Below are 11,764 nucleotides of genomic sequence, written 5' to 3'. Positions count from 1 at the left end.
AGATCATCCCTGCAAGTCCAGCCAAGGCTCCTGCTTCGTGCACAAAGCGGAGCGAGCCTAGCACTGTTTATCCATACAGCAAAGGTCTTGCTTTTTTATGTTTACACCTATCATCCCTTGGATGGGCGGCAAACGCCGCCTGGCCGACCGCCTTATCCCGCTTTTCCCGCCACACGAATGCTATGTTGAAGTCTTTGCCGGCGGCGCCGCGCTCTACTTCATGCGTCCCCAGGCCGCGCCTGTTGAAGTTCTTAACGACATCAACGGCGACCTGGTGACACTGTACCGGGTCGTGCAGAACCACCTGGAAGAGTTTGTGCGCCAATTCAAATGGGCGCTCAGTTCCCGCCAGGTGTTCGAGTGGCAGAAGATGACCCGTCCGGAAACCCTCACCGACATCCAACGCGCCGCCCGATTCTTTTACCTGCAGCACCATGCCTTCGCCGGCAAAGTGACGGGGCAGACGTTCGGCACTGCAACCACCGGCCCGGCCATTAACCTGCTGCGGATCGAGGAAAACCTGTCTGCAGCGTGGCAGCGTTTGTCCGGCACTTATGTTGAAAACCTCGGCTGGCTTGAATGTGCCGAGCGCTACGACCGTGCCCATACGTTCCACTACATGGATCCACCTTACTGGCAGACGGCCGGCTATGGCGTGGATTTTCCATTTGAGAATTACGAGCGCATGGCCGACTTTATGCGGCGCTGCAAAGGCAAGGTGATGGTCAGCATCAACGATCACCCTGATATCCGGCGGGTGTTTGAGGGGTTTCACTTTGAGATGGTGGACATTCGGTACAACACCACAAACCAACGGCAGGGAAGGGCCGAGATCAGCGGAGAGTTGGTGATCATGAACTGGGAGCCAGCGGAGTTAGGGGGGCTGTTTTGATGGTCTCAAGCGTCGATCAGATGGGCCTGCTATGTGTAGCAACTCGCGTTTGAAAACACACGGCGTTGCATTCAGCGACGTTCATGGCTCACGTTAACGGCAACCAGTCACGGGCTTCGGATCACATTATTGCAACTGGGCATGACCCGAGCGCTAACCTAATAACCCAGAAAAAACGCACCGGCGTTGAGAACCGGCTTCCATGTCGTGCTCAATGACAGGCATAATATGCATAAAGGGTAATGCTAATCACTAGCATTTGCTGCTTTGTTTATGCATAAATGCATTATTTGTTGCGCGCTATGGCTGGATGGATATACAGTAATAGTGTGACAAGCTCAAAGACGCGGAAAACGGGATTCTGTCCGTTGAGCCTTCAAAGAAGACGGAAACCCGAAGCCGTTCGTCAGAAAGCAGTAAGGTGTCGGAAAAATAAGCCGTCCATTTTACTGTGATCTGCAGCGCACTTACACTGGACCTAGCGAAAAGGAAATCACTATGCCAAATGGCGACACAATTTATCTTCCAGAAATTGAAATCAACGTTATTAATAAATATGAACCTCAGACATTCGGAGGTGGGGGGCTTGACAGTGATTTTTCACACAGTCACACGGGGCAACTAATTAACGTTGCCACGCGTACTTACATACTTAATACGTATCCACCACTCATTTCCCAAAATGTAAGGGATCAAGAGGCAGCTTTTGCAGCGAATCTTCAGTCCATGCCAGCGGCTATCGCGCAAAGCATTAATTCATTAGAGCAGAGTGCAGTAAGCTCTGAGAGTGGAGTCGAAAAATTTGAAAAGCATATTCATTCGATTGACACTCTTATTGTTCAAAAAACACAGACTTACACGGCTCAGAAAGAAATTGCTGATAAGTATTACTATGGCCATGATTTTTTTGGTTATCCAGCTAGCCGGTTCATCACTGACGCGATCAGCGGCAGTAAGACGAATTATCCTCCAGATAAGAACTATAAAGAATGGTACGCGTCACTGGCGGCTGCGTATGCTGCAAAATATAGCAGTCGTGAAATCGATTATTTGAATGCTTTAAAGCAGAAGCTTCAAGAGCCAATTAGACTTGTTAACGAAGCTAGGGAGAAGGTTCGACTTAACCAGTATCCGATCGCTCCACCAGGGGTGTGGTTGGATGGAAATTTACAAGAGACAAAAGCCCAAGACAGCTATTATCCTAGTAGTGGCTCTGCTTTTATGTACACGTGGTTCTACATGAAAGTCCGAAATAAAGGACCTTGGGACTACAAACAACAAGGACGCCAGTATGCAGATTTCGGGAATTTCAATTATGGAGCCGTAGGGACCGCTGCGGGGATTCCAGAGCAAGTTCTTCTAAGAGGGGCGGGCGCTGCGCAAACTGTAGCTGGGACATCCTCTACGGAATTTGGTGAGTGGTGGGCAGGAGCGCCTTACGGCGATGACCCTGTTGATCAAGTTTGGATTAAATTTGGGATAGATTATGCAAAATCAAAGGGTTATTAAATGGCTAGTTTGGGGGTTGTTGCTTGTTTGTCTGGCGCAGGCGTTGTATATTTTTGTGTCCTGGCCATTCAGGCCAGATCCTAGCAAAGTTATTTCAGTCACCAAAGTTGCTGAAGGTGGTGCTATTTATGAAGTATTGTATGAGTCCGGCGGGGCCACCAATGGAGATGTATATCGATATTTTCTCATGGAGATTCAGCCAAGCGAAGAGATAGCTTTGGAAAGGACAAGAAATAGCACTCCTTTTCTTGTTACTAAGAGTGAAAATGCTGTCAAGAATATCGTGGGAGACAGAGTTAAGTTAAAAACTAATGATACGGTTTATGAATTTCATAGCATATCATTATTCAAAATCAAAGGCGAAATCCAGACGGTAGGTTTCGATCTTGATGCTGCACTTCCCTAGATAGATATACAAAAAAACACCGGCCAATGCCGGTGTTTTTTTTGTTTTAAATCTCAATGGAATTCTCAAGAAAGTACTTTCAGAACTTCTTATTATTGTGTCTATATTAAATGGCGAGCTGTTGAGCTATCACTCAATTCGCTGACCTCAGAAGGCATGCTGTTAGGCTGAGTCGGTGCCGCAGGCAGTGAACGAATACCAGCGGTGTGCCATAGGCGGTCTCCTTCAACGAGACGTTAAGTAAAAGCCTGTCCGGTATCATCGGGCAAAAATGGGGCAATCCGTACGCCCATCTATGCCATCCAATGCCCATTATGCATTTATGCAACCTGCCTTGAACGAGCGTTACAGCCCGAAATTAAGGGCCTATCCCTCTAAGTTCCCCACATACTCCTACACAATCGGGGTGTGCTTTGTCAGAGACGTTTGGTTCGTAGCTTGGCCAGGCCCTGCTTGATGTGCCCAGCATTTTCGCCAATCACGAATAGAGCACCACGTACGTTGTTACCAACCTCATCCATACCTTGCTTTTCGATTTGGAGAGCCAACTCCATCAGAGCTGCTTCCAACGCGAGTTGATTCTCGTACATTCGTTCAAGCAAATCTGGAAGTGAGTATTCCCCTGTCATGTGTGTCACCCCGCCTAAAAGGGCTAAGCATAGCAGTGGCCTAGTAAATTGGTGCTTGCTTGGAAATTGCTACGAGAATGGTCGCTCAATGCCTCGAAAGCAGTGCTAGCGGCGGTTTTGGGGAGGGCTACGTCCAATCCATCATCGGACTGATTGGGCAAGCGGGATTCAATGGGATCTCGTGGGGCGAAAATGGGGCAAACCATACGCCAATCAATGCCTTCCAATGCCCATTATGCATTTATGCAACCTGCCATGAACGAGCGTCACAGCCCGCAATCACGGGCCTATCCCCCAGCCCCCCCCCACACATACTCCTACACAATGGGGGTGTGTAGCACGCGGCGCTGGACCAAATTCTGAAACCCAGTCAAGCTCCGATTTTCTCCGTGGACCATTCGAAAATGAAAGTGTTGATAGTCCCTGAAAGCATGAAGCTGGCTTCAATCTGGGTGGTATGGAGTTTTATCTCAATGGGCTTTTTGGGCTGGACTCTCTGGGTGGTTGTAGAAGCTGTCGGATCGACTGAAAGCATGAGTGCATGGGTGCAAGCCATAGGAAGCATTGGCGCGATTTTAGCCGCAGTCGCGATTGCGCGTCGGGGAGTGATGCAACAAAAAGAGGACAAGCTATTTGAGGGCTACGGCTATATGGAGAAATCTTTCGGAGTTGCTGCCTATGCGAGCGAAGTGATTGCGGGAGCAAGTCAGTACATCTTGCAGGGGGTACCCACCCCACCGATGTTGAAATATCACTCAAATTTGTTGGAAATATGTCTTGAGGACTTAAAAGAAATTGAATATACCCGCCTTGAAGATTTAGATGTTGCAAATGCATTCCTCTCGCTCAAGCGTAGTGTCAACTTGACGCGGTCTGCAATTTTGCTGCAGCTCGAAACCAACGGAGGGTTTGCTAAAAGCCAAGTCGCGGCTTGGGGACAAAACGCAGATAGAGAAGCAGAAACAATGAGTGCTGCGATAATCCGTTATTTGGGAAGGCATCCCTGGTTACTTGATGAGGCTCACGCGCATCACCAGAGCCGGGGTGCTTGAATAAGAGTTAGACGTGTGCCGCTCCCTCATAAGGCCAGGAGGCCCATATGATCCTTGTTAAAACAACTGCTGCTCCAGTACTGCAACAAATAGGAGAGCAGGTATTGGACCTCGTCTCCGACAATGTAACAGACCTCTCTATGCGACACCCTCCAGTATCGCATCCTCTGTTCAGCGCATATCGGCTCAGCCTGCTTACCGAGGTGAGGGCGTACTTGGCGCGGCCAGCTCCCTCCCAGATAGAGCTAGTTACCGCTACTGATGATGGTCAACTTGTCGGGTTCGCGCTTTGTGGCCTATCTCCCGGGTCGCGGCCCGAGTGCGGCATCTACTACACGGCAGTTTCCAAGTCTCGTAGATGCGAGGGGATTCTTAGCTTAATGGTGCATGAGATCATATCCAGGTATGCGGTGGTCAGCCTGTCTTGTGACGTTCGCTTGGCGTCTGTCTACAAGGGTTATGGATTTGAGCCTATATCCCTACGCAAACAGCAGATCGTTATGGCTATAGGTCAGCCGCGTGAGGAAACTCCCATCCTTGACCCGGACGAACTCGCACGTCAGCCTCCTATCATTCGGGAGCAAATGGAAGCGTCTGCTCGGTCCACAGAGCAAGCAGTGAAGGCGGCGAACAAGGCGATGGAAAAAACGCGGAAAGCCGAGAAGACCAAAGCGAAAAATTTCCTGGCCCAATACCTGAAGGCGAAACGTATGTGAGCATTGGGGTGAGTCGCGTCGTTTTGGGGCAGAAAATGGGACACTGTAGGCGCGCGTTGCGCTTTCTAATACCAAACAATTAGCCGTAATTGCTGGCCTATAGCGGCCTGTATGAATGCAGGAAGGGGTTCGAATCCCTATCTCAGACCTTTGAATGGAAGGCTTGATAGGGCCAGCCGTAGGGCTATTCGGCTGTACTCGACCAAGCATAGAAATCCATTCCGCAACTGAAATAGAACCTCCCGATTTTAGAGGGCTCCAGCGAGGAAGAAATGTTGGTGATGCGGAATAGATATTCATATAACTTATTGAAAATTATCAGGATATTCGTGGATTGCAAATCCGCCTACGCCGGTTCGATTCCGACCTCGGCCTCCACTCTTAGAAACCCCGTAGATTAACGTCTGCGGGGTTTTTTATTGGGTGGGATTTGGTTATTGCTTTCGCAATTTTTCGGATTGCATCCGCAAGCCTACCTTTTCCTCGGGGAATTCGAGAGCTGTTATTGGTATGCGTCTTTTAGATTGGGCGGGGGGGTTGTGTTCAAGACTGAGGAATCTGAGTGTCCACTAACGGCCAAAAGCAGTCATTCGTCAGTGCCCACATTTGCCGGACAGCCTAGTAGCAAAATAGCTCTATTAAGTTGCGGACCGATTACGGTCAGCTAGCCGTGTGTTTCTTGCCGACACCAGCGACCGGGCACAACGCACAGTCGTTAGCGGACGAGCATTAATTGAGGATAAACCCAGAACTTTTGCCGCTGCTGCATGAACCTCACAGTGTCACCAGCTTGCCTCATCTATGCGGGCGACACTTTATGCATTCTTAAATTATTCTCGTATTAGAAGCCTTCTTTTCTTAGATTGGCCTCAACGTCTTCGCGTTTTCCATGGCGCTCGTAGCCTTGAGCAAGTTGATCCAGCATGGCTGCAACATTTGGATGGGAGTGCTGCACCCGCTCTGCCTGGTTTCTGTAATGTGCTGCCAGATCACGCTCTTGGTCGCCGCCATCCCAAGGAGACCGGCTAGTGACCCCTCGCTTATTAATGGTTCCAGTGATGAAGCCGGTACGCATATGTTCTAATTCAGGAGACTCTAAAATTTCCCTGGCCGGCGTGAATGGCCATGTACCATCCTCATCTGCTGGGGAATGGGAGAGAATTTGTCCTAAAGTCTGATCACACATTGTTGGCCGATCTGCATCACTACATAACTCACGTGCTTCCTGAATAAAGTGAATAAATTTATCTGCATCAATACCCCCATCTGATTGAGTGCCAGGTAGTCGCTTGCAGTGATGTAAGACATCCCAAGCCCTCCCTGCAGTTGCTCGACTGGCGTCAGTCACCTCCTGCCTTTCCCCATGTTCCGGCTTGTAGATCGCACAAATTAACTCCTTGAAGAGTTCTGGCTCTGATGTGATAGCTTCATACAGCGCACTAGCATTGTCTCCTCGCCCATGCTGAAGAAATGGAAATAGCCCAAATTCAAGTTGAGCCAGAGCTAACCGCTCAAATTCACCAGAGCTCTCTAGCCGCTCCAGCATTTTCTCTAGATGCCAAGACTGAATTTTCGGCCCATCTATCTCCCTACAGTTGAGTAACTGTTGAAGAGCTAAAAAAATCTTACCAGGAGCAGTTTCTTGAAGTTTGAATTGGCAGCAATAAAGAGCACTCATTGGGCGCTTAGCCTTCAAGAGTTGCTCTAACACAAAGTCTAAATCCTCATCATTTGTTTGATGGTATGGTTGAACCCTGTCCCAATACTCGGTATTGACCTCATGATCACAGGACTCAACCAACTGCCAGGTTTCTCGGTTCGGGATAGCCAGAGTTAAGAAACTGGCGAGCCTCACAGATGGCCATCCACGTTGTTTGCCTAACTCAACTACTTTTTTAAGTAGCGCATCAGGTGCTGGCGACGCAGCCGTACGGAGAAAGCCTGCTATACACGCACTCATGTGCGTGCCGTTATCAAAGCTCTCAAGCTTTTCCTGAATCCATTCCATCCAGTAGCCCTCACCCCAGGGAACCCCTGCCAATGTGGCTCCGACGATGCTGGGTTCGGTGCATACTTCAATAAGGCATTCTATTCCTGTGATTCTTTCAGCCTGATATATCGCCGATAACGAGGAGGCTCTGAGCTCGGAAACAATTTTGGCTTTGTCATGGAGATCTTTTTTTTCATCCTCCGTAGGCAGCTCCAGCCAATGGCTATCGAACAACCAATGGTCTCGCATGACTAAGTTGAGGGGGGCCAATCGTTCATAGCATGTCTCCACCGGCTGGAGCCACTCGTTAAGCTCCGTAGCGGATGCCTCATCGTAATTACGGTGCCAATTAATAATTGCCCTCAGAGCTGAACGTATAATTTCCCGATCCACATCCCTATCTGTCGCTTGGATGAAGGGTTCTGATGTGGTCTGGAGCAATACCCATGTGGACGCCGGTAATAAGGTCTCGCTCGATTCCGGTGGCGATACCCGACTCAAGGGCGCAGTGGTGAGCGGCAAGCAAGTCACGGCCGATGTGGGCGGTGATTTCAGTGTCGAAAGCCTGCAGGACACCAGTACCTACAAGGCCAAACAGACTAGCCTGGGCGTGGGCGTGAGTATTTGCGTGCCGCCATTCTGCATCGGCTCATCGAGCTTCACGTTGAGTCAGAACAAAGGCATTCAGAAATCCAACTTTGAAAGTGTCACTGAGCAGAGCGGCATTCGGGCCGGCGACGGTGGTTTTGATATCCGGGTCAAGGGCAACACCCACTTGGTGGGCGGCGTGATCGCCAGCAACGACAAGGCAATTGCCGATGGCAAGAACAGCTTGAGTACCGGCTCATTGACCACCGCTGACCTGCACAACAGCGCCAAGGCCAGCGCCGACAGCAGTGGGCTCACCCTCAGCAGCGACTTTGTCGGCCAGGGCATGTACGGCGCCAGCAAGGCCTTGTTCAGCAACTACCTGGATGCAGGGAAGGCTTCGGACTCTTCCGAGGGCAACACGCTGAGCGCGGTGAGTTCCGGCAATATCCTCATTACTGATGCCTACCGCCAGCAGCAATTGACCGGCCGTGATGCTAGTCAAACCGTGGCCAGCCTTAACCGTGACACCGCCCATTCCCATGTTGGCGCCGAGCGTCAGGACCTGGACAAACTGCAGCGTACCGCCGAGGCGGAGCAGTCGATCAAGAATGAGGCCTATCGCCAAGGGGTGCAGTTTACCGATGAGGCGTATCGCACCATGTTCAAAACGCCGCCACAGATGTTGGCGCTGGAGCTGGATGAACAGGGCAATGTGAAGGAAGGCGCGGACCACAAGCCGTTGTTCCGTGTAGTGGGTGATGCAGAAAGGCAACACCTGCAGGCGGATGAAAGCAACGTGGTCAACGTAGCCCTCAATGGCATTTTCAACGACGACAAAGCCGCGGCTAAATACGCGGCTCAGCATCGCGACCCTGGCGCGACCGGGCCACAGTATTTCATGTGGTTTCCCAAGGCGGGCAATACCCTGTCGGAGCTGTTGATTGCCGGGTATCAGAAGGCGATGGATAACGACTTTTTCGGCTTGACCAACTACACCGCGGCCTCGCGCCAGCTGCAGCTCGACTATGGCGCCACTGGCTTGCACCTGACTGAACACAGTCGCGGCACTATGACCGGCGGCAACTCCCGACAATCCATTTACAACATGCCAGATGCTGCCGGGTTACTCAGCAAGACTACGGTGTATAACTTCGGTGGAGCGTTCAATGTTTACACCGCCGATGAACAGTTGGCCTATTTGCAAAACCGTTCGGCCGTCACCGACCCAGTCGAACAGGCGAAGATGGTTCTTAAATACGAAGTTCATAACAACGACCCGGTGGGCAGGTGGTCCTTCATGGGCCATAACCCGGGTACTGGCGGCGTAATACCTGAGGGCAGCAGCTTGCTCAAGGAGTTGGGCAATGTCTTCACCGGTGATACGACCATGCACAGCTGTTATGGCAGTGGTGCGCAAGCCTGCGCAAGATATTGGCCGCAAGGCAAGCCGGTGCTGGTGCCTGTCAGCCCGAGAAAATAAGGAGATTGATCATGTGGCTTAAACCTATGGCATTGGCGCTGCTGCTTGCTCCCCTCGTCACCGCCTGTTTCAGCGAGCCCTTTCAGCCCCCGGCGGCTGATGCGGATTTATGGGAGAAACCCGGCGCGAGCAGCAAGGATGTCTTGGCCTCCATGTTGGCTTGCGGTGAGAAGAATGGCTCCGGCATCGATCCCAATGCCAGCTTCCAGGAGCGGGCGCAGCGCTTTGTGTGTATGAAGCGCTCGGGCTACACCCGGCGTGATGGTTTTGACGTCTGTGCGTTGCGCACCCAAGAACCGTTGAAGGCCTGTGAGTCGGCGCAATGAAACCACAAAAAAACCGCCCTCTTTTCGAGGGTTCGTCACTCAACACGATAGGGACATCACCTGTGAAATATGCAATCTGCGCCACCTTGCTGCTGTTACTGAGCGGCTGTCTGACCATGTCGGGTGAGTACACCGTGACGGCTCAGGATGCCTCCGGCGCCCCGTTAACCAAGCTCGGCACGTTCACCGCCGAGGGCCATAACATTTACCCCATACGCAATGCGTTCTGCCTCAATGCGCCGGGGGCGACGGTCATCATTCGCAATGCCCGGACCGGCGAGGAACTGAGCAGCGAAAGCCCTTATCACTGCCGTTAAGCCTCAAAAAAGGACTTCCATGAGAGCGTTTCTGATAGCCGGCCTGGCCGTGGCCGTGAGTGGCTGCGGCAATATTTCCAATATCCGTGCTTACAACACGCCCTATGTTGAACCCACAGCAGGGGATACCGCACGCTTGCGCGTGATCACCAATGGCGTGGCGCGCGGTGTGCCGGGCCGTGACTGCATCGACTGGCGTGTGCCTGGCGCCGGGGTGATGGCCGTGTCCGAATCCGGCTTTGCGGGTCAGAATAATGGCCGCAGCCTGGGCATGCCCGAGAGCAACCGCCGGGTGGAGGCGCAAGGCTCGGCGCGTAGCGAACTGAAGGTGCCGGCGAACAAGCCTTTTGCCATGAACTTCCAGAGTGAGGGCTATGTTTCTGGCGGCAATTCCTATAGCTGCAGGCAGAGCTTTCACTTCACCCCCAAGGCCGGGCAAGATTACGAACTGATCCTGCTGGACGGTGGCCAGTGCCTGGTCGCGTTGCAGCGCTTAAACCCAGCTGGAAAACCTGAAAACGAGCCTGTTGAGAAGGCAGGGCTGTGTAGAGCATTGGATGCCTTTTAGCTTAGCGTATTCAGAGTTCCAGCGATAGGTGGCTATCCGGACATTGCGGATAGTTCAAACCTAAACGTGAGCCGAATCAATGCGCATCGGGGGCGTGGCCTTTAGCCGACTTGACATACCAGGCGTATCCAAGAGGCAGAGAAGTGAGCCAGCTTGCACTTGCGGAGGAGGCAAGCTGGGCGAAACCAGAACCGAGTCGGTCGTCCGCTTTTGGCCGATAGCCGCCTGCCGCATCGGCCCTGCCTGATCATGACAAGGCGTATTATTGTGAACCTGAAATCCGACGTGCCAACATCGAAGTCCGAGAAAGCTCGCCAATTTAAATCTGCCTTCAATAACGCGCAGCTAAATATCACCTGAACCACGATCGCGGATCAGGTCATTTAAACCGAGCTGCTTCAGCCTTTACATTCAGACCCAACACATCTCGTAAGGATTCGTTATCCGGCCATTGCCGATGCATTAACCACCAAACGCATGCTTGGCCAATGGCCCGACTAATGGCTCCTATGCCTTGAAGGTGGACGGTGCACAGCTTGTCCTTTTCCAGATTTCTCTGACGGGGTCTCATTGTGGCCGTGCGTTTCAAGCGATAACAGTCGGTAAAACACCGTATACAAATCCAGAATGCCAGCTTCTTTTGCTTGCTCCTCGACGCTTCTGCGTTTGCGGCTCGGCTTTGCCTGCTCATTGGCCAAGTAATCAGCTGTCACGTCCTCTCCTGTATGGCGGTCACGGATCTTGGCGGTGCCTGCTTTCAAATTGATCCTGAGGGCTTTCGCCATTTCCGCTGGACCTGCACCGATCTGAAGTTCCGCATTTTCGACCGATCTGATGGCCCAGGAGACCGTGATCAACTGTTCAAGCAAACTACGGCTCAAGATTCCCAAGCAGGCCGCATTGCGGGCGGCGCCTAACGCCGCTGCTCCACTCACCAGATCTGCCGCACGCTTCAACTGCTGACGAACAAAGGTGTCACGCGGATCAGCCGATCCGGAGGCCTCCATCTGGGAGGAGGCGATAAGGAGGGTCGATTGGGTTTTCAACGACTCAACCAGTCCATCCATATCTGCTGATGGGGGTTCATTCGGTTCGAAAGCCTTCTGATCTGTGGGATGCAGGACAATATTAAAGGGATACATTTTTCACCTAGTAGCGGCAATCTTGCCTCAGGCGTGACCCTCTGTGTGCAGCAAGTGCGCGATATATAACGCTCTCGCTTGTACGACGTCCTATCACGCGGTATTACTGCGTCTCCCCAACAAAAATAAAATCACGGAGACCGCTA

At 51.8% G+C, this 11,764-nt stretch carries 12 protein-coding genes; 9 read left to right on the top strand and 3 right to left on the bottom strand.

The window, feature by feature from the left end:
* The first annotated feature begins 97 nt into the window (after window positions 1-97).
* The 3 genes from C4J85_RS14750 (at window position 98) to C4J85_RS14740 (ending at window position 2,807) form a co-directional block, all read left to right on the top strand.
* Window positions 98-892 carry a DNA adenine methylase gene (locus C4J85_RS14750; RefSeq protein WP_124410029.1) on the top strand — a complete coding sequence of 265 codons (795 nt, stop codon included), beginning with the start codon at window positions 98-100 and terminating at the stop codon, window positions 890-892.
* 498 nt (window positions 893-1,390) lie between these two features.
* The gene (locus C4J85_RS27845; RefSeq protein WP_305955162.1) at window positions 1,391-2,401 is read left to right on the top strand and encodes a polymorphic toxin type 44 domain-containing protein; all 1,011 of its coding nucleotides are present in this window, start codon (window positions 1,391-1,393) and stop codon (window positions 2,399-2,401) included.
* Complete coding sequence (locus C4J85_RS14740) at window positions 2,379-2,807, top strand: hypothetical protein (protein ID WP_124410028.1); 429 nt, start codon at window positions 2,379-2,381, stop codon at window positions 2,805-2,807. Before C4J85_RS27845 ends, C4J85_RS14740 begins: the two co-directional genes overlap by 23 nt.
* A 416-nt stretch (window positions 2,808-3,223) precedes the next feature.
* On the opposite strand, the gene C4J85_RS14735 is transcribed toward C4J85_RS14740, so the two are convergent.
* Window positions 3,224-3,436: a hypothetical protein gene (locus C4J85_RS14735; RefSeq protein ID WP_124410027.1), complete on the bottom strand. Its 213-nt coding sequence runs from the start codon at window positions 3,434-3,436 to the stop codon at window positions 3,224-3,226.
* A gap of 404 nt (window positions 3,437-3,840) precedes the next feature.
* Here C4J85_RS14735 and C4J85_RS14730 point away from each other — a divergent pair, with 404 nt between their 5' ends.
* Both C4J85_RS14730 and C4J85_RS14725 read left to right on the top strand, forming a co-directional pair.
* Window positions 3,841-4,488, top strand: a complete 648-nt coding sequence (locus C4J85_RS14730) for a hypothetical protein (protein WP_124410026.1) — start codon at window positions 3,841-3,843, stop codon at window positions 4,486-4,488.
* A 47-nt stretch (window positions 4,489-4,535) separates the two neighbouring features.
* Window positions 4,536-5,204, top strand: coding sequence for a GNAT family N-acetyltransferase (locus C4J85_RS14725; protein WP_124410025.1), 669 nt, complete (start codon window positions 4,536-4,538; stop codon window positions 5,202-5,204).
* Window positions 5,205-6,045: 841 nt separating this feature from the next.
* Here the strand turns inward: C4J85_RS14725 and C4J85_RS14720 are convergent.
* A complete protein-coding gene (locus C4J85_RS14720) occupies window positions 6,046-7,428 on the bottom strand; it encodes a hypothetical protein (RefSeq protein WP_124410024.1) in 1,383 nt (460 codons plus the stop codon).
* Window positions 7,429-7,606: 178 nt separating this feature from the next.
* On the opposite strand from C4J85_RS14720, the gene C4J85_RS14715 reads away from it, so the two are divergent.
* From C4J85_RS14715 to C4J85_RS14700, 4 genes are all read left to right on the top strand, one after another.
* Complete coding sequence (locus tag C4J85_RS14715; RefSeq protein WP_372240597.1) at window positions 7,607-9,265, top strand: hemagglutinin repeat-containing protein; 1,659 nt, start codon at window positions 7,607-7,609, stop codon at window positions 9,263-9,265.
* An 11-nt stretch (window positions 9,266-9,276) separates the two neighbouring features.
* Window positions 9,277-9,591 carry a hypothetical protein gene (locus tag C4J85_RS14710; protein WP_015371086.1) on the top strand — a complete coding sequence of 105 codons (315 nt, stop codon included), beginning with the start codon at window positions 9,277-9,279 and terminating at the stop codon, window positions 9,589-9,591.
* Window positions 9,592-9,653: 62 nt separating this feature from the next.
* Complete coding sequence (locus C4J85_RS14705) at window positions 9,654-9,908, top strand: hypothetical protein (protein WP_124407305.1); 255 nt, start codon at window positions 9,654-9,656, stop codon at window positions 9,906-9,908.
* A 19-nt stretch (window positions 9,909-9,927) separates the two neighbouring features.
* Window positions 9,928-10,476: a hypothetical protein gene (locus C4J85_RS14700; protein WP_057960145.1), complete on the top strand. Its 549-nt coding sequence runs from the start codon at window positions 9,928-9,930 to the stop codon at window positions 10,474-10,476.
* A 497-nt stretch (window positions 10,477-10,973) separates the two neighbouring features.
* On the opposite strand, the gene C4J85_RS14695 is transcribed toward C4J85_RS14700, so the two are convergent.
* Window positions 10,974-11,618 carry a DUF5677 domain-containing protein gene (locus C4J85_RS14695; protein ID WP_256657779.1) on the bottom strand — a complete coding sequence of 215 codons (645 nt, stop codon included), beginning with the start codon at window positions 11,616-11,618 and terminating at the stop codon, window positions 10,974-10,976.
* Window positions 11,619-11,764 lie beyond the last annotated feature (146 nt).

It is taken from the genome of Pseudomonas sp. R4-34-07 (genome assembly GCF_003852375.1).
Taxonomy (GTDB): Bacteria; Pseudomonadota; Gammaproteobacteria; order Pseudomonadales; family Pseudomonadaceae; genus Aquipseudomonas.
This window is presented reverse-complemented; position numbering and strand designations above follow the sequence as displayed.

Bases quoted from the DNA above. Each gene is read 5' to 3' on its own strand.
- C4J85_RS14750 (WP_124410029.1), top strand. From the start codon at position 98: ATGTTTACACCTATCATCCCTTGGATGGGCGGCAAACGCCGCCTGGCC.
- C4J85_RS27845 (WP_305955162.1), top strand. From the start codon at position 1,391: ATGCCAAATGGCGACACAATTTATCTTCCAGAAATTGAAATCAACGTT.
- C4J85_RS14740 (WP_124410028.1), top strand. From the start codon at position 2,379: ATGCAAAATCAAAGGGTTATTAAATGGCTAGTTTGGGGGTTGTTGCTT.
- C4J85_RS14735 (WP_124410027.1), bottom strand. From the start codon at position 3,436: ATGACAGGGGAATACTCACTTCCAGATTTGCTTGAACGAATGTACGAG.
- C4J85_RS14730 (WP_124410026.1), top strand. From the start codon at position 3,841: ATGAAAGTGTTGATAGTCCCTGAAAGCATGAAGCTGGCTTCAATCTGG.
- C4J85_RS14725 (WP_124410025.1), top strand. From the start codon at position 4,536: ATGATCCTTGTTAAAACAACTGCTGCTCCAGTACTGCAACAAATAGGA.
- C4J85_RS14715 (WP_372240597.1), top strand. From the start codon at position 7,607: ATGAAGGGTTCTGATGTGGTCTGGAGCAATACCCATGTGGACGCCGGT.
- C4J85_RS14710 (WP_015371086.1), top strand. From the start codon at position 9,277: ATGTGGCTTAAACCTATGGCATTGGCGCTGCTGCTTGCTCCCCTCGTC.
- C4J85_RS14700 (WP_057960145.1), top strand. From the start codon at position 9,928: ATGAGAGCGTTTCTGATAGCCGGCCTGGCCGTGGCCGTGAGTGGCTGC.
- C4J85_RS14695 (WP_256657779.1), bottom strand. From the start codon at position 11,618: ATGTATCCCTTTAATATTGTCCTGCATCCCACAGATCAGAAGGCTTTC.